At 44.5% G+C, this 18,168-nt stretch carries 17 protein-coding genes; 6 read left to right on the forward strand and 11 right to left on the reverse strand.

The window, feature by feature from the left end; all coding sequences use genetic code 11:
* Window positions 1-35: 35 nt before the first annotated feature.
* The 10 genes from QF117_RS12955 to QF117_RS13000 form a co-directional block, all read right to left on the reverse strand.
* Window positions 36-1,448, reverse strand: a complete 1,413-nt coding sequence (locus QF117_RS12955; RefSeq protein ID WP_282389302.1) for an ATP-binding protein — start codon at window positions 1,446-1,448, stop codon at window positions 36-38.
* Window positions 1,438-2,094, reverse strand: a complete 657-nt coding sequence (locus tag QF117_RS12960; RefSeq protein ID WP_282389303.1) for a response regulator — start codon at window positions 2,092-2,094, stop codon at window positions 1,438-1,440. Before QF117_RS12960 ends, QF117_RS12955 begins: the two co-directional genes overlap by 11 nt.
* A 3-nt stretch (window positions 2,095-2,097) precedes the next feature.
* Entirely contained in the window at window positions 2,098-2,787 is a 690-nt protein-coding gene (locus QF117_RS12965) for a hypothetical protein (RefSeq protein WP_282389478.1), read from the reverse strand.
* A gap of 14 nt (window positions 2,788-2,801) precedes the next feature.
* Window positions 2,802-3,626: an SDR family oxidoreductase gene (locus QF117_RS12970; protein WP_282389304.1), complete on the reverse strand. Its 825-nt coding sequence runs from the start codon at window positions 3,624-3,626 to the stop codon at window positions 2,802-2,804.
* Between the two features lie 8 nt (window positions 3,627-3,634).
* Entirely contained in the window at window positions 3,635-4,333 is a 699-nt protein-coding gene (locus tag QF117_RS12975; RefSeq protein WP_282389305.1) for an iron-containing redox enzyme family protein, read from the reverse strand.
* 10 nt (window positions 4,334-4,343) lie between these two features.
* Entirely contained in the window at window positions 4,344-5,903 is a 1,560-nt protein-coding gene (locus QF117_RS12980; protein WP_282389306.1) for an AMP-binding protein, read from the reverse strand.
* 7 nt (window positions 5,904-5,910) lie between these two features.
* Entirely contained in the window at window positions 5,911-6,522 is a 612-nt protein-coding gene (locus tag QF117_RS12985; RefSeq protein ID WP_282389307.1) for a thermostable hemolysin, read from the reverse strand.
* Window positions 6,523-6,797: 275 nt separating this feature from the next.
* On the reverse strand, window positions 6,798-7,628 hold the full coding sequence (locus QF117_RS12990) for a hypothetical protein (protein ID WP_282389308.1): 831 nt from the start codon (window positions 7,626-7,628) through the stop codon (window positions 6,798-6,800).
* Window positions 7,613-8,485, reverse strand: coding sequence for an ABC transporter ATP-binding protein (locus tag QF117_RS12995; RefSeq protein ID WP_282389309.1), 873 nt, complete (start codon window positions 8,483-8,485; stop codon window positions 7,613-7,615). The genes QF117_RS12990 and QF117_RS12995 overlap by 16 nt, the downstream gene beginning before the upstream one ends.
* On the reverse strand, window positions 8,482-8,868 hold the full coding sequence (locus QF117_RS13000; RefSeq protein ID WP_282389310.1) for a GntR family transcriptional regulator: 387 nt from the start codon (window positions 8,866-8,868) through the stop codon (window positions 8,482-8,484). Before QF117_RS13000 ends, QF117_RS12995 begins: the two co-directional genes overlap by 4 nt.
* Window positions 8,869-9,468: 600 nt before the next feature.
* On the opposite strand from QF117_RS13000, the gene QF117_RS13005 reads away from it, so the two are divergent.
* The 4 genes from QF117_RS13005 (at window position 9,469) to QF117_RS13020 (ending at window position 14,300) form a co-directional block, all read left to right on the forward strand.
* Window positions 9,469-11,079: an ABC transporter substrate-binding protein gene (locus QF117_RS13005; protein ID WP_282389311.1), complete on the forward strand. Its 1,611-nt coding sequence runs from the start codon at window positions 9,469-9,471 to the stop codon at window positions 11,077-11,079.
* Complete coding sequence (locus QF117_RS13010) at window positions 11,079-12,017, forward strand: ABC transporter permease (RefSeq protein WP_282389312.1); 939 nt, start codon at window positions 11,079-11,081, stop codon at window positions 12,015-12,017. The genes QF117_RS13005 and QF117_RS13010 overlap by 1 nt, the downstream gene beginning before the upstream one ends.
* On the forward strand, window positions 12,017-12,838 hold the full coding sequence (locus tag QF117_RS13015) for an ABC transporter permease (protein ID WP_282389313.1): 822 nt from the start codon (window positions 12,017-12,019) through the stop codon (window positions 12,836-12,838). Before QF117_RS13010 ends, QF117_RS13015 begins: the two co-directional genes overlap by 1 nt.
* A 79-nt stretch (window positions 12,839-12,917) precedes the next feature.
* A complete protein-coding gene (locus QF117_RS13020; protein ID WP_282389479.1) occupies window positions 12,918-14,300 on the forward strand; it encodes an ATP-binding cassette domain-containing protein in 1,383 nt (460 codons plus the stop codon).
* A gap of 140 nt (window positions 14,301-14,440) precedes the next feature.
* On the opposite strand, the gene QF117_RS13025 is transcribed toward QF117_RS13020, so the two are convergent.
* Window positions 14,441-16,204 (reverse strand): glycerophosphodiester phosphodiesterase family protein, encoded by a 1,764-nt coding sequence (locus QF117_RS13025; protein ID WP_282389314.1) that lies wholly within the window; start codon window positions 16,202-16,204, stop codon window positions 14,441-14,443.
* 490 nt (window positions 16,205-16,694) lie between these two features.
* Between QF117_RS13025 and QF117_RS13030 the strand changes: the two genes are divergently transcribed.
* Both QF117_RS13030 and QF117_RS13035 read left to right on the forward strand, forming a co-directional pair.
* Window positions 16,695-17,723 (forward strand): diguanylate cyclase, encoded by a 1,029-nt coding sequence (locus tag QF117_RS13030; RefSeq protein ID WP_282389315.1) that lies wholly within the window; start codon window positions 16,695-16,697, stop codon window positions 17,721-17,723.
* A gap of 137 nt (window positions 17,724-17,860) precedes the next feature.
* Window positions 17,861-18,100, forward strand: a complete 240-nt coding sequence (locus QF117_RS13035; protein ID WP_282389316.1) for a hypothetical protein — start codon at window positions 17,861-17,863, stop codon at window positions 18,098-18,100.
* Window positions 18,101-18,168 lie beyond the last annotated feature (68 nt).

Raw genomic sequence — 18,168 nt, forward strand, 5'->3', positions numbered from 1 at the left:
CGCTGTTGAAAGCTAGAGTGTTGGCATCAACAAGGCTATGCGTTGGCAAAGCTCACGACAAAGGTATTTACATTGTTGGTTCTAGGGGCAATCTCAATCGTTGCACTATGCAGTACAGCAATGTCGTTGCAAATTGCCATGCCTAAACCCGCACCATCTCCTTTTTCTGATTGACCGCGATAAAATTGTTCAAACATTCTTTCACGTGTTTCTTGGGGGATTTCGGGTCCGCTATCTGTAACGAATACTTTGGTTGAGTGTTGATCTTGAGTAACACTGACCAGAATTTCACTGCGCGTCCCAGAATATCGAATGGCGTTATCAATGAGGTTTCGAAATAGCACCTCTAGCAGCATTTTATCGCCGGAGAGTTGAGCTTGAAATGGGTTCAGACTGATGTCTTGATTTTTCCTCAAAGCGAGTGGGGCGAGATCAGCAATGACCGTCTGTAAAAGAGGCATGAGTTCGACGGGATCAAAAATACGCTCTGAAAGACTGTCTACTTTGGCGAGGGTAAGCAACTGATGAATCAGTCGATCGGTTCTTTCAATGCCTTGTAAGATATTTTGTAAATCACCGTGTAATTGCTCTGGGTCGTTACTTTGCAGTGCATTTTCTACGTTTAGGCGTAAGATCGTTAACGGTGTTTTTAGTTCATGTGCCGCGGCATGGGTAAAACGTTTTTCTCGTTGCCACGCGAGTTCAAGTTCTGATAGCAACGAGTTGAGGGCATCGACTAATGGATCAAGTTCTAAGGTGTGTTGATTCACATGGATTCGGTCCAAATGGTGAACATTGCGCTGGGTTATGGCCGTTCTCAGCTCGCTAATTGGACGAAAGTATTTGTCGATCAACCAAAATAGCAACAGCAATAAAGTCGGTAGGAGTAAAAACTGTTCAATGGAAGTGGACAGGGCAATTTCACTAATGATTTCTTGTCTGATTGTTTGTTTTTCGGCGACAACAACGTATTCACTTTGGTCAGTGGAGTGAGGAAAAGAGAGCTGGAATGTTCTCCATTCAATTCCTTCCTGTAGTACGTCTGCGTAACCGCTGTCATTAGCGGAAGAAGATAACGGATTAACGTGGGAGGAAGAGCTCCAAAGCAGTGCATTGTTGCGGTAAAACTGAAAGACGAGATTTTGTTCATAGGGGTGGCCGAATGTTGTCGCCTCGTCTTCATCGTTTTGCGCGAGCTGATCGATATTGGCCATCCATTGTTCGAATTGTTTGATGTGGCTAGACAGTGTTTGTTTGTCTGTTGCAGTAGACAGAGTAAAGAGCATTAGCTTGGCAGATTGTCCAAGCCTTGCATCGTAAACTTCTTCAACTTCATGCTTCGCAGATTGAAAGCTAAAATAGAGAGCGATGATGAGTAGAGCACTGACCAACATGCCGACAGACAGAGTGAGTTGGCGCTTGATCGAATACGGCTTTTTATTTTTCAAGAATGTACCCTACACCACGAATGTTTTTAATGACAACGTTTGGCGCCTTTTTACGTAGATTATGAATGTGCACCTCAATCGCATTATCACTGGAGCCTTCATCCCAGCCATGAAGTGATTGTTGTAACTGCTCTTTACTTTGAACACGCCCTACGTTGGTCATAAAGCTGGTGAGAATTTTGAACTCATTACGAGTGAGGTTGAGCGGCGCACCGTCATAACGAATTGACTGTTCCGATAACGACAACGACAGCAACCCCACTTGAATAATTTCGTCGGCGCAGCCAGATTGGCGTCGAATTAACACTCGTAGCCGGGCCAGTAATTCTTCTAACGCGAAAGGTTTACCCAAGTAATCGTCGGCGCCACCGTCTAAACCTTGAACTCTGTCTCGTATGTCGTCTCTTGCTGTCAGTATCATCACCGGCAGAGTGAATCCTGCTCGGCGAATATTCCGCAGGACTTCTAAACCATCAATGTCGGGTAGAGTGAGGTCCAAAATCACTGCTGTAAATACCTCAGTTTTTAGAGCACTTGTCACCCCGGATCCCCTTTCAACCCAGTCTACGGTGTATCCATGGCGAGTTAATGACGTCACCATAGAGACACCTAGCAGTTTGTCATCTTCTACGAGTAATAAGCGCATAGGCTATTTCATTTTCCTTAGTGTCGCTTCAATGTCCAGTTTTCTGCCCTCATCGGCCAATGGGCGATCAGGGCGTATAGGCGCTTGCATGGCGCGAGCAAGATAGACCTTCGCTTCTTTCTCTCGGCCTTCTTCGGCAAGGTAATCCCCATAAAAATAGTTCGGATCGATACCTTTTGGGTTGATCTCTAACGCTTTTTTTAACATTTCTTCGGCTTTGTCATCATCACCAAACCCAATTGGCCATCCTGGTACCTTATAGTATAAAGAGCCTAAACTGGTGTAAGCAGAGCCATTTAATGTTTGCGGCGACGTTTCAATGACCTTTTCAAGCAGAGATTTCGCTTCTTTGGCCAAAGATAGCGCTCCTAAACCGCCCTGAGCACCCGCTAAGGAGGCTTTATTAATTGCAAGCCAAACCGTCAGTTCAGAGTTATCTGGTGAGCGGCTCAGATAACGGTCAGTTTTTACGATGGCTCGATGGAAGCAACGCTCTTTATCATCGCCATCAGGAGTGTGGTATTGGCATTCAGCCCAGGTTTTTTGCACATCTTCAAGCGGAGGCATGCTGGCAAACACGCTCGCTGAAAACAGCGCTAAACCCACCGTTAAGGTGCTGTATGCCTTGAGGATGTTCGATATTGTGAAGATTCTACATACTGTTAAATGAAAAGACAGTTTCTTGGTATTCATCATTAATATCCTTATTAGTGGCTAATTCGGTTTACAAATTGGTGGATGGTTTTGTGCTGTTTTCGAATGGCCGACGAAACAACGCTAGGAAACAGTTGGTTGATACGTGCAAATAGTTTCTCTGGCCAGCCTATCCACTTTGATGAAATTTCCTTCTCTAACATTGTGACGACATGCTGTGCGACAATTTTCGGGTCATCGGTTTGGTTGCCTAATTGGTGATTCATCTCGTTTACGGCATCACTATTTAGCGATGTTTTGGTTGCCCTTGGTGCTAAATATAACGCTCGAATACCCGTGGAAAACAGTTCCCTGTCGAGTGATTCTGTAAAGCGATGAAGCCCTGCTTTTGCTGCGCAGTAGGAGGTATAGCCCGGGTAACCAATAGATCCGAACGTTGAACCCATGTTGAGGATAATTCCTGGCTGATTTAGCCAAGTGAGTGCCGATTGGCTCAAAAGAATCGGAGCGATAAGGTTGAGCTGAATCTCTTTCTCAATTTGTCCTGAATGTTTGTGGCTCAGTAATGAAAAGTCATTGCATCCGGCATTATTAATCAGAGCATCGATTTTTTGCCCCTGACGCGCGTGCTTGCTTCCCGGGTGCTTGTTTCGCGCGTATTGGTTTATGACATCAAGCCCTTCTGAGGTAGTGATATTTGCGATCAACACCGTGTGATTGTTTTCACTCGGCAGCGATGCTTTCAGCGTCATTAGCTTTTGTTCGTTTCGTCCTACGAGAATGAGTTGAGCACCGCTGTGGGCTAACTCAATGGCAATGGCCTGACCTATACCGCCAGTCGCCCCGGTAATTAAAATCGTGCTGTTTTTAATTTTCATGGTTCACCTCACGCGGCTTGTTGACTTTTTTGCTTGTTTACCGGGGCAGCGGGTAGGGCTCTAAGCATTTGCCCGTAGAGTGAAAACACCATATTGGCGGAGTCAATGATGGCTTTCTGGTCTTCGCTGCGGGTGACTTTGTTCATCAATAGCTCAAAGAAGTGTAAATGGTCTTGATCTAACACACTGTGGGAGACGAGATAAGTCATCGCGGAAGGGGGGAGGTTAAGGGTGGATTGGATCTGTTCTGCCATTCTCCCCCCAATACCAACACTGGTCCCTTCTAAAACCCAAACCATACCAAACAATGCCATTGGGTTATGCCGATCAATAGAGTTATAGAGGTACGCCACCATCAGTTCAATCGCTTGACCAACGGCACCTTCACCCAGATTATTACGAACTGATTGCGCATCACCATTACACGCTTCGATATCATTCAATATCCACTCTTGATGGCCTTTTTCTTCGTCAATGTATTCGGCAATGGCTTCACGAACCCATTCATATTGGTCTGATAATCGCCCTCCACACGCCATAAGTAACGGTACGGTGTGTTTTACGTGGTGATAAGCTTGAGTAAGGAAGGCAATGTACATCTCTTTAGAAATGTTCCCTTTTTGAACCTCTGTAATGATTGGCGCGGTCAACATGGCCTGCTGAGCCGATGAAGTGTGTTGTTTAAGTTGTTCAAAAAATAGAGTCATAATGTTCTCCTTAAGAAGCGATAGATTGCTGGAATGGCAGGTCGATTGTTTGGACCTTTTGGCCATCCAGTGTTAATTCAGATGTTTTACAAGAAAGAAACTGAGAAACGCTGTGCTCGATTTGATCTCGTTTGAGTTTTCCATTTTCTGTATACCAGCGAGTGATCGCTTGTGGATTTTCAATAATCAGCAACGTTCTGATCTGTGCGTAATCGGGGAGAGTGCTATTTAGCGCTGATATTTGTGCTTCAATACTTTCGCGAGTTCCGTCGTTAATGCCGTTGTAACTTGCGGCCACCGCACATAAGGCTTGTTGAGTATCGCCAGTGACAATTAATGGTGTACTTGGCAAGAATGATAGGGCTTCAGATTCCACCCATTCCGGCGAAATGTTTCTTCCGTAAGCGGTGACGATGAGGTTTTTTTTACGGCCAGATAAGGTGATGTAGCCGTGATCGTCTATTTGCGCTAAATCCCCTGTGTCTAACCATTCTTGGGCGAATGCCTCATTTAAATAGCCAAGAGCCGTATTACCACTGACTAACAGTTCTCCATCTTCTGCAATACGCACCTGCACGTGGGGTAACGGCTTTCCACTGGTGCCTGGTTTGAAATGAGAAGGTGTATTTAGGCAAACTACCGATCCACATTCTGATAAACCATACCCTTCAAAAGCGGGAATGTGTAAAGAGTGCGCCGCATTAATTAGCTGCGATGAAACCCTTGCGCCCCCAACCGCGACAAACGTCAAGGAGGCTGAAAGCTCAGGTTGCTGCTGAATGATCTGGATAAGTGCAAGTAACAACGCAGGGGTTAACACCAAGCTATCGGGCTTTACTCTTGCTAAAGCTTTCGCAAACATAGTCGCGTCAAACTGACTGGAACCGGTTAGCCCCGTTTGCTCTCCGGGAAGGATGTATGAGGTTCCTCCTAAGAGTAACGGGACATAAATGCCCGTGATGTTTTCTAAAAGCGTAGAAAGAGGCAGCAAGACAAGGTGTGTTCGAGCGATGTGGCCGACACTTTGCGCCAGCGAGTTGGCGACTTGATAAAGGTGCTCGTTACTCAAACACACGCCTTTGGGTTGCCCTGTTGACCCAGAAGTGAAGGTGATTTTACCCGTTCCTTTGAGATAAGAAACCTGCTCAGGGGCGGTTCTGAACATGAGAGGAAGCCCAGCGATGACAATATTGTTAACCTGAACCGCACTGAACTTTTTTTGTGATAAGTCTGAAAATGTTTGCCAATCGCCGATCAAAGCATCAACGCCAGATTGATGTAATGTGTGCTCCACCTGCGCGCTAGAAAAGAAGGTTGGAATAGGCACAACGACAATATTTGCATGCATGGCCGCTAGGTCGATTATCGCCCAGTTTGGGCTGTTTTCTGAACGTAATGCCAGTACTTTGATGTGCTGTGCTTTTAACGCTTTTGCTGTTTTTAGGATTTTTTCTTGCAGTTCAAAATAGTTAATTTTAACTGATTGACCTGAGTTATCCTCACCAACAAAAGCCAGGTTTTCTGGTGTGGTTTTCGCCCATTTATTGATGGTTTTTAAAAGAGTATTCATGGCTCACCTATGCTTGCTTGCGCATTCTTTTTTGAATCAATTGAAGACGTTCGAGCCCTTTACGCAAATTTCCAGCAAGCACTCGGGGTTGGTGTTCGTAATAAGATCCCCATGTTGATTTTGCATCAGGGATTTTGTTTTGGTCGGCGTTTGCGATGATTTTCGGCTCTAGACCAAGACGAACCATCATGGCGTGGAGAGGATCGGTTGCGGTAAAAATGCACCACTCAAAACCGTTATCCACTAACATTTCTGCAATGAGATAGAAGTGAAGGGACGACATGCCGTTCGCAAACGATGCTAAGTGTCCAAATTCGACTAAGTTGGAGCGTTCTACGGCACAATCAAAGGTTGAAGAAACCAACGTTTGGGCATCATCCTCTAGGTATTGCTCCAGGAAGAGTCGTTGGTCTTGTGCCGCACTAAAACCACAAACAGAAAGAATGTCATCATGATTCATGAGCGTTAAATACGCAGGCATAAATTGTTTTAGGTCAGCATTGAATGCCTGGTAATAACGTTGAGAAACATGATTGATAACTTGCTCCCAGAGTGGATGCATAGGGGACACAATCTCTAACGTTACGTTCTTTACAGAAGTTTTCGTGTTGTGTTTCATGAGCGCTTCCTTTGCTTTATGGATTATGAACACAATAAAACGCGAAACTTAAGAAACTCTTAAGAAATGGAAAAAAACTAAATAAAGGGTTGATAGGTCGTGGTTAATCGTCGATCCATCAAGGTTTCAGGTAAAGGAGTGTTGAAAAAAGAAGCCGGAAAAACAAGAAGATAGCGATTAGAGGTAAACGTAAAAAGCGAGGGACTCCCTCGCTTTATTGGTGGATCAAGCTAGCTTAATCAAATCAAATCAAATCAAATCAAATCAAATCAAATTTAATGTACGGTACGGCTGAATTTCAAGCTCGTCATCCATGCAAGTAAGCCGATGACGCTGTAAATACCGACATTGATCCAACCTGCCTCTGGAATCGCAGTGAATGGGTTTGGAGCCAGAAGCGCATGCAGGGGTAGGTAGAAGACCGCTGAGAAAAACTGATCCAAGCCGTCGTAGTTGAACATCGCTATCGGCATCCATCGCAATGCGTAAACGGCAATTAAGAGGACCAAAAGCGGCGAGTTTACCTTTTGCGAAACGGACATCGCAGCGAGTGATAGTGGCAACAGTAGAATCCCTACCAGCACCATTCGGAGTAGAAACTCCACCCAATTCAATAATACGTACCCGAGTGAAGCTTGGCGATAGAGTAGAGCCAATTGCTGGTCAGTGGAGATGTTTAAAACCCACAACATTAAGTCTGCGGATAAGACCAGTATCGAACACACTAAAGGGATAACCAACAAACCAAAGGAAAGCTTAACGAGGTGAGTCTTAGTGTCGCTGACCGGCATACTGCGCCAAAACATAATGCTGCCTTCTGAACGAGCTTTACGCAGCGTTCTAGGGAAGTATTGTGTACCAAGTAAGATGGATAATAACCCTGCACCACCCATTATCAGCATATTGATATCATCGCCCATTTCTCGGTGTATATCGCTAATATCACCACTGACGCTCATTTGAAAAAACAGATCGTGCTGTAAGGTCGAGCTGCTCATCAAACTGACAAATAGTAGTAAGCCACAAGCAAACATAAATAATGGAATACGCGTAATCAGCGGATTTTCTATCCACTCCTTACGCAGCATGGCTAAGATTGAATGCATGACACTGACTCCTTCTGTAAAGCTAAAAACAGATCCGCTAACTTGACACTATAAATGCTGCCCAGTTCTTCCACTTGCGCTGCATATTGAGAGGAAAGTAGCCATTTAGTGGTGCCCAGTCCTTTTTGTGAAGAGAGCGGTGTTAGCGCTTCGATTTGCTCGCGGTACTCGTCACTGGCATCCAAGATAAAATACTCTTCGCTGATGCGCTCCATCGATGTTTGAAGCACCGGTCGACCGCGTTTGAGAATCAGTACATCGGTAAGCAGGTGTTCGATCTCAGCGACTTCGTGACTGGCGATGATTAGCGCGCGTTCACCATCGTGGAACCATTCCAATAAGTGCCGATAGAAAGTATCTCGGTAGACTAGATCCAGCCCCAGAGTCGGCTCATCCAAGATAAGAATTTGAGTATTGGTGGCAATGACAATGGCCAAATGCAACTGCACTTTCATTCCTTTTGAAAGTGATTTAATGCGAGCACGTGGTTTAATATCGGTCTGAAGAAGCAGTTCATCCGCTTTGCTACGATTGAATTCTGGGTGAACACCTTCGGAGTAGTCGAGAAGCTGTGCCACCGTCATCCAACCGGGAAGAACATTTACATCTGAGATATACGATAAGCTCTGCATGATTTTATCGCGCTGCATAATGGGCTCAAAACCCTTGATGCGAATAGTGCCTTGATATTCATGCGCTCCAAGAAGGGCGTTAATAAGGGTCGATTTTCCTGCGCCATTATGACCGAGCAGTCCAAGCACTTGGCCCGCTTGCAAATCAAAGCTCACGTCATGCAGAGCATCTTCCTGCTGGCGATATTGCTTAGAGGCGTTTTTTACACTGATTAATGCGCTCATTGGTCACCTTTTATGTGCGTTTCAAGTAAATGAGGTTTAAGTTGCTGACTGAACTCTTCAAGTGACATGTTGAGCCGTTCTAGGGTGGCCGCGATCTGCGGAATTTGTTGTTGAAGAAAGCGTGTTTTTTCATCGGCGAGCAGTTTTTTCTTGGCACCGTTGGCGACGAACATGCCCTGACCCCGCTTTTTTTCGACTAATCCTTCATCGACCAACAGCTGATAGCCTTTCATGACGGTCAGATGATTAATTTTCATATCCGCAGAAACACTGCGCACGGAAGGTAAAGCTTGCCCTTCTTGCCAAATCCCTTGCAGTATCTGTTGAGTGATTTGATCAGCCAACTGACGGAAAATCGGTTTGTGATCATGCCAATGTGTCATGAACGGTTTCCTTGACTGAATTGGTGTTATAGTTATGTATAACACCAATCCAGGTAGATGAGAAGGAAAAATTCGCTTCTAGCTCGTCACTCTTAGTTCTTAGTTCTTAGTTCTCAGTTGATAGTTGATAGTTGATAGTTTTAAGGCCTTAACTTTAAATATATTCTTTAGGTGTGATTAATTGATAATTGTTATATTATAACAATATCATCTAATTTCATTTTTCATTATCTGACTGTGTTTTACTTCCGATCCCCTCGATTCAATCGCATATTATTGCTTACGATGCTGGTACTCCCCGTTGGGTTGAGTAGCCTCTCACTCGTTCATGCAATGGAGATGGATCACGGTATTCACGAACAGCACCAGTGTGAAATCTACGATGCGATCCACAATGCATTAACCAATTCAGCCTTTTTAGAACCGTTATTAGACAGTGCACAGTGCGTTCGTCGCTTTGACACATTGGATCCAATTGTTCGCTCTAAATCGCTTCCAAGAACACGCTCTCCACCCCCATCAGTCTGACTTTCTTCTCTATAGAGAACACCTAAAAACTATTCATTTTTATAGCGTTACATTAATACGTTAGGGTTTGTTATGACTGAAATATCTTACGCTTCTATCTCAAGAAAGAAGAAGCTGAAACGTGGCCTTATGTTTGCCACCCTCGCGATTGCTGTTATTTTCGCGGCGACAACTCTGGTTTCCGAGAAGCCAACTGAACCTGTTACACCGAATAAGACGAACACGTTATCGATCAGTGGCCCCTGGGAGATTTCCAGTTTAGATCCATCTAAAAAAGGGTACATATTAACTCGAATGCAAGTGATTGAAACCCTGCTTAATGTTGATGAGCAAGGCGTTATTACACCGGGTTTAGCGACACAATGGAGCAGCAGTGAAGATGGGCTTATCTGGCGGTTCATCCTACGTGAAGGTGTCGTTTTTCATGATGGAATGGAACTCGATGCACAAGCGGTAGTGACAGCGCTTTTACACGCGAAGAGTAAACATGGCACTTTGAATAAGGCTCAAGTGATAAATATCTCAGCTGTGAAGGGTAATGAGATACAAATAGAGCTGGCGAAACCTTATACCGCCTTTGCATCGTTGTTAACGAATTACTCGACGGTGATTTTATCACCTAAATCGTATAATCCTGATGGAACGGTGGAAGTACTATACGGGACCGGGCCGTATCAAATGGAGAGTTTTTCTCCGCCTCATCAATTGACGGTGAAAAAGTTTGATGCCTATTGGGGGGAAAAAGCACAAATACACTTTGCCACTTACCTGACTGGCCATCGCGCCGAGAGTCGAATTTTGCAAGCGAAGTCTGGTGAAGCGGATATCGTATTTACCCTGGATCCTTCGATGCTTGCTCAGATTAAAGACAGTAATGAGGTGACACTGCATCGTAATCTTATTCCGAGAACGATGTTTGTGAAGGTCAATGCAAGCCACCCATTCTTAAATGATGTTGCGGCTCGTCAAGCTTTGAGTATTGCTCTGAATCGCGCGGCTATAACAAAAAATGTTCTTGATGCTGAAGGATCAGAAACAGCACAGTTAATGCCAAGTTCTATGTCGCAGTGGTTCCTCCAGGGGGTTGATAACAATCCATATGACCTAGAAAAATCACAGAATTTACTCTCTGGTTTAGGCTGGAAACGTAACCAATCTGGAGTGTTAGAGCGAGAAGGAAAGCCATTCAAGTTGACAATGATCACCTATGCAGACCGCCCTGAACTCACGGTTGTTGCGACTGCGATTCAAGCACAGTGGGCAAAGTTGGGTGTCGAGTTGAAGGTTGATGTGACTAACTCAAGCATGATCCCAGCAGGTCATACCGATGGTTCGTTAGAAATGGCATTGATTGCTCGCAACTTTGGGTTTATTGCTGATCCATTACCGATCATCAGCACTGATTTTTCAAACGGTGGGGGCGACTGGGGAACCATGAACTGGAGCAATCCAATTGTGGATAGTGCGATTGCTAAATTAGTGGAGTCGAATCACCCTGGGCGTTCGTTTGATCTTAGCCAAACGGTGGCAAAAGAGATTTACCAAGACACACCAGTGATTCCCATTTCTAGCTACACCCAGCATACCTCAGTGAATAATCGTGTGATGAACTTTAAGTTTGACCCATTTGAGCGCAATTACTTCATTAACCAAATGTCGTTTGAGCAAACGGTAAATCAGTAATGTTGTGGGAGCGAGTGAAAAAACGTTTGTACCAACTGATCTTGGTTGTGTGGGGAGTGGGGACGTTGACCTTTGTTTTAATGCATAGCTTACCGGGTGATATGGCGTATCGAATCGCGGCAAGTCGTTACGGTCAAGATAATGTGGATTCACTGGCTGCAGAATTGGTTCGCCAAGAATTGAACCTAGATCAAGGCTTGTTGACCAGCTATATCCACTGGTTGTTCGACATCATGCAATTCAATTTAGGTCATTCGTTGGTGAGTGGATTACCAGTGAGTCAAGCCGTGGCTCATCAACTGGGTCATTCACTGCTGCTTGCTGGCTTCGGTATCACCTTGTCGGTGTTCATCGCCATTCCGCTGGGCATCTGGTCAGCAAAGAAGGGTGGCGTAGTGAATTCGTTATTGATCTGGCTCTCAACGTTTACCCGTGCCATGCCTGTTTTTGTGCTTGGTCTGATGCTTATCCTACTTTTTGCATTGGAATGGCAGATGCTACCTGTTGCGGGCTTTGGTACTTGGCAACATCTTGTTCTTCCTGGGGTCACTTTGGCGATAAGTTTGGCAGCTGTATCAAATCGAGTCGTGCACAGCAGTGTGCGGAATGTCCTTCGTTCGCCTTTTTATCAATTTTCACGAGTAAAAGGATTAACCGAAGGGCAGACGTTCTTTCGTCATGGCATGCGGAACATGGCCGTTCCAATCGTGGCCTTTATCGGTATTCAATTGGTGAGTGTCATTGAAGGTATTGTCATGATCGAGTCCCTGTTCTCTTGGCCTGGTGTTGGGCATGGGCTTGCTCACGCCATATTTGCCCGTGATATTCCGGTTATTCAAGGTTGTGCGCTGGCAATGGGGGTTTTGTTTGTGCTCTTAAACAGTCTTATTGATGGGCTATGTTACTGGATTGATCCAAGAGGTCAGCAAGAAAAGTGATGAAACAACGTAACTTAATTCAAATGAAACTCGCTCAAAAGCTTGGCTTATCGATACTGCTTGGGCTGTTTACGTTCTCTATACTCGTTGGCTGGTTATCGCCTTACAGCATTGATGAACAAAACCTCGCACTTCGGTTAACTGCCCCAAACGCGAATCATTGGTTTGGTACGGATCATTTTGGTCGAGATATGATGACACGATTAGCCAGTGCGGTTGGGTTGTCATTTAGCTTAGGATTGCTGTGCGTATTCAGCGCTTCATTTCTGGGGGTGGTATTAGGTGTTTGCTCAGCATGGTCTGGTGGCCGTATTGAGCAAGGATTAGATGTCTTGGTGAATATCTTACTGGCTTTGCCTGGATTGGTGCTGGTGTTATTGCTTTCCGCGATTGTTCCGGGTTCGTTTTTTGTCCTGTATTTCGCCATTTCATTAGTCCAATGGGTTGAATATTATCGTGTGACTCGCGCCATCACCCGTACCTTAATAGGGAGCCCAGAAAGGCAGGCTTCAGCCATGATGGGTTTTGGTAAATGGTATCAGTTTAAACGACACATCTGGCCTGAGGTTGCGCCCGCTGTCTTCACTATGGCGGCGTTTGGTGGCGCAAATGCAATTTTAATGATGGCTTCACTTGGCTTTATCTCTGTCGGAATCCAACCCCCACTGGCCGAACTTGGACTTATGAGTGTCGAACTGTTTCCGTTCTACATTGAAGCTCCTTGGGTGCTCGCTCAACCGCTGTTGGTAGTTGCTCTGTTGGTACTCGGTTTTCATTTATTAGCAGGAGCGAGCCGTGACCCTCTTAATTCAGCTCACTGACCTTTCTATCCGAGCTCAGGCCAGTCGTTCTAAAAAAAGGTATTTTAAAGAAAGTTGTACTCGAGCGATACGTCATCCATTGAGTCGAGTTGAAACCACGATTGCTCTACCAGCGGGTGGTGACACGGTTGAATTACTTCAACCGCTATCATTGAAGCTATACCAAGGCAAACCGATCACGATTTTGGGTCAAACGGGCTCGGGAAAAAGTCTGTTGGCTCAAGCGGTCATGGGTTTATTGCCAAGTGAACTGTCGCAACAAGGTAAGGTAGAAATCTTTGGTCAAACTCATGATCAATATTCTCTAAAGGCTTTATGGGGCAAAAAAATGGTTATGTTACCTCAAGAGCCGTGGAGAGCTCTTGATCCGTTAATGCCGGCTTACAAACAAGTCCTCGAGGTGTATGAATGTTTGCATGGCTTAGAGGAAAAGTCTGCTTTTGGCCGTTCGATGGATGATTTAGAAAAAATTGGGTTGAAAAATAGCGCGTCAAAAAGACCCGGACAACTTTCTGGTGGTATGGCGCAGCGTTTGGCTGTTATGTGTGCAACAGCTGGCGGTGCTAATCTGGTCTTAGCGGATGAGCCAACCAAAGGGCTTGATGTAAGTCGTCGAGATGACATCATCCAATTGTTGATGAACAGTACACAAGGCGGTGGTTTACTTACGATTACGCATGATATTGAGGTTGCTCGCCAGATTGGTGGCGATATTATCGTCATGAAGGACGGCGCAATCGTTGAACAAGGTAGTGCAGCGCAGGTTTTAAATCATCCTCACCATGAATACACTCAGTCTCTAGTGAACGCCGACCCGCGGCATTGGGATGAACGAGACAAAATGACGGTAGATCGATGTCCAGTTATTGAAACCAAGAGTTTAACGATTGGTCGCAATGGTTCTGCGCTTGTAAAAGGAATCGATATTACCATTCATACTGGAGAAATAGTCGGCGTTGTAGGGGATAGCGGCTGTGGCAAGAGTACTTTAGGCGATACTTTGCTGGGTCTTTTGCAACCGATAGAAGGTACGGTCGAGAGACGGGTTAAAGGCGCACACTCATATCAGTGGCTGAAGTTATTTCAAGATCCTCCCGCTGCTTTCACCTCCAGTGTAACGCTTGGGGTGCTACTGGATGATTTAGTCACCTTGCATAAGCTTGAACGCCAACGGATTTCAACGTTGATGAAAAAACTGAAGTTAACGCCAGAACTTTTAGAGCGGAGGAGCACCGAGGTTTCCGGAGGGGAGCTTCAACGATTTGCTATTTTGCGCGCACTATTGCTTGAACCGGTACTTTTGTTTGCTGATGAACCCACTTCAAGGCTGGATCCTATAACGGCAAAAGAAGTCATGGACCTTTTGGTTGACCTAGCGAAAGAGCAAGGTTGTTCGTTGCTATTGGTCAGTCATGACCCTTATATGATTGAAAATTGCTGCGATACTGTGCTGCGTTTGTAAGTGGCTGGGAGGCAAACATCATGGATGTCGAGACAACTCGGGCGTAACCTGAGTTGTCTCGATGTCTAGCATGTAAAGGTGACGGTTTTGTTATGAATTCGGGAATTTACACGCCTGTTTAAATCTTTGTTTATCGCTGTTTATAAAGACAACCAATGTCGTAATGTGAGCAGGGCCCGCTCGGAAAACTCCATATCATCAATCGCTGATTTGGCTTCCAAAGCCAGTTTGGGCTCATCAGTAATAATGCCATCCACGCCCAGCAATAAAAGTCGTCTCATAGCGGCTGGGTTGTTAATGGTCCAAACCAGCACTTCTTGCTGACGTTGTTGTATTTCAATAACTCGCCACGGCTCTAGCCACTGTTCGCTTACCATTAACATATCCACATCACGTTCTAAGCTGACTTCACCAACGCTGGCCGCATAGATCAGGGCGTAACGAAGATTGTCTGGACGCGAGTGTTTTAACTCACTCATCAGGTGTGTCAGGAGCTCGACATCAAGGCTTGAAACAATCATTGCTTGCTGATAATTCGGCAATAACTTGGCCATAGCAACGGCAAGATCCAAGCTTTGGTTATAGCGTTTTAGTTCGATGTTAAATTCTATATCTTGGGCATAGTTATCTAGTAGCTGTGTTAATAAGGGAGGAGGTACGCGTGCCTTTCTTTGATAGGCTTCAACAATGTCAGCATAGGTAGAGTGTTCAATGAGCAAGGGATCACCGAGCATACGGCCTAAATCACGATCGTGAAATACCACGATTTGCCCATCTTTGGTTATCTGTACATCAATTTCTGTGCTTTTAACCCCTAACGATATGGAATACAGAATGCCTGCTTCACTGTTTTCAGGGTGCTTAAAACCACCGCCGCGGTGCGAGGTAATATAGCTTGTTGTATCCGTTTGCAGGTGCTTAACGAAGTGGCGAACTTCGGTATAACTATTGAATACGGCAAATACTAGGACAGATAGCATCGTAACGATTAACAAAGTGCGCCTTTGTGTACTTTGTTTCAAACCAACAAACCGTTCTTGGTCATTCACCAACTTGAGGCGTTTTGTTTGTAAACGCAGTACATAATATTGACAGCTAGCGTAGATAAACCGGTCGATGAAACTGAGCAGTAAGGTCACGCCAATAAGCAGCAAGCTGGCTAACACAAGCCAAGAATAACGCTCCTGATCGGAAGTCGCCCAGTTCAGTATTGGTTCAAGCGCAAATAAAAGACTGCCTGCTAAAATAGCCGTAATGGCGACCCGACCAAATAACCACGCAATATGACCGAATAGAATATGGGGGTAAATCGCTTGGCTTAAACGTTGAGATTGTTTGAAAAGCTGCCATTGGGTGCAATTTTGTAACAAGCTTAGGGGCAGGGCAAGCCACCAATTGGCCCAATAGCGAAGAACCAGAAATACAACCGGTAAGCTGATTAAAATCAGTAAGCCAACAGACATCCAAAGCGAACTCAGTTGATGACTGACATAGTAGTTGATATCCCAGTCATTAAGCATGAGCCCAAAGATCCAGCGCCCACACCAAAGCAAGGTAGCAAAGAGCAAGCTGATCCCCACTGACTGCGCAAGGACAACTTTAACCACTCGCCAACTGCGTTGAGCAATCAGTGCAAAAGTATCGAGGATTGACCGTTTACCTAAGTCATGTTGAGCGAGTAAGATGCTGATCGCAGACTGCTCTACAAAAAAAGCAAAGCTCAATTGAGTCACAAACCATAAATTAAGTAGAAAGCCCGCAGGTGAAAGAAAAAAAGCGAGTAATTCCTGGTTGGCAATGGCATTGACGCCATAGAATCCCATCAATTTGGAACTGATCCATAAATCGAATGGAACAAAAAGAGTAATAAGAGCACTGCGAACGAGAAGAAAGCTGGCTAGCATTTGTAAACCACTAGCTTTAAGCCTATGCCACATAAAATACAGAATATGCCGACTTCGATGAAAAAATGCGTGATTCAAGTGGTTGTTTCGCCCAAGTTGTATTCAGTTAGAGACGGTAGCGCTGCCTGAGATTGTCGCACTCCCTGATATTGTAACAGTGAAATAGCATAGACGGTCAGTGCAGTGAAAGGAAATGCAGAAGATGAACAAGCACGTTAGTGAGTTGGCGTGTTCATTAATCTAAGATGAATAATACCCCGACTATCTTACTTAACTTTTTTATGACGGTTTTTATGCTCCAGTTGTTAAGGTTTGGTCTAGACTATTGAATATACGAGTGCACACGATTATTAAGCCCTATTTGGTTTGCAAACTTTTAATAACAAAACAGTAAATAACGTTGCGAAATATCCTAGGTTAGAGAAAACTGATACAGTCCGAGAGATTTTTGTAAAGAGATTGAGACCTTAGGTCTATTTAAAGGGAAAATATGAGTTCTAACTATTTGGATTCGACGGATCGAATCAGGAAAACCGTACTTAGTTCGGTTAGCTTTGCCTTTTTCTTTATCGTCACTGCATTGGCCCTTTTTAATGTTGTTTATCATAGCCAATACCTATTTGCCGCTTTAGAGATGGTATTTGCTTTGTTCTCACTGTACATGTTCATTCGGTGCCGAAGAGGGCTGTATTCCGTAGTGTCTGTTTATTGGTACTTACTGTTTATCGCTGTACTGATCATACTGGGTACGGCATTGCTCCCTATCACCGATGTCTTGTTTTTGTGGGGCTTCTTTTTTCCAACCATCGCCTATTTATTGTTAGGCGGGCGTTTAGGGTTTCAACTGAGCCTTATTGTGCTCGTGTTTGTTTTATCGGCCGTCTGTTATAAAGTCATCGGAGCCGAAGGGTTACCATTGGCGCCTGTATTTATTAACTTTTTTACTTGCTATTTAGCGATCTGGTGTATCAGCCATTTCTTTGAATTGAGTCGAGCCCAAGCCAATGAATCACTACAGAAATTGGCTTTGACAGATTCGTTAACCGGATGCAATAACCGCCTGGCGTTTACCGAGTCTTTGGAATCTCATCGCGATGATTATTTATTAATGCTCGACATTGATGACTTTAAGTCGATAAACGATGACTATGGCCATGATATTGGTGATTTCGTGCTAAAAAAAATCAGTCAACAATTAATGAAAGATGTTGAGCTAAATCGAATATTTCGAATCGGTGGTGAAGAGTTTTGTGTTTGGCTATCAGCCAGTGATATCGACAGTGCATTGGCCAAGGCTGATGGGTTGCGTGATAACGTGGCGAGACTTCTAGTGAATATTGAGGGCAGTATGATCAGTTTGTCATTCAGCGGAGGTTTGGTGAAGAATAAACAAGGCTTATCAGAAAGTGATTTGCTCAAACGCGCAGATAGGCTTTTGTACAAAGCCAAAATGCAAGGAAAGGACCAAGTTATCGCATCCAGTGAACGAGAAGTTTCTGAACCTGTGATAGCTGAGTAGGCGTTACTTAGCCTTGAACTGAAGTGAAATTAAGGGAACATTCCGTTCTAATCTCCGCTTAATAAGACGTTAAGCTGGGAAGTACTTTACGGGCCTTAACGTTAATGAGCCTGTTAGAAATGATTGGATAATAAATAATGAACTGTATGTGCTTGCAACTTGATGATAAAGCAAAAGATTTAGTGAAAGAGTTACTCCTTCGAATAGAAGATGCTGATATACAAGACGTTAACTCAGAAGAACAGGATGACTGGATCACCATGACACCGCGTTACGCAGCCCAGATAGATGCTCAACTTATTGAAAGCCAATATATAGGTACCGTGGGCTGGTTTAGTGAGTCCGACTTTATCGAAAAAAAAATAGAGTACAAATAAGAAAATAAGGATGCTAATGCGTCCTTATTTTTTGTCGTTACATTTCTAATCCTAATCCTAATCCTAAT

The sequence above is a fragment of the Vibrio sp. YMD68 genome, from assembly GCF_029958905.1.
In the GTDB taxonomy this organism is placed as follows: Bacteria; Pseudomonadota; Gammaproteobacteria; order Enterobacterales; family Vibrionaceae; genus Vibrio.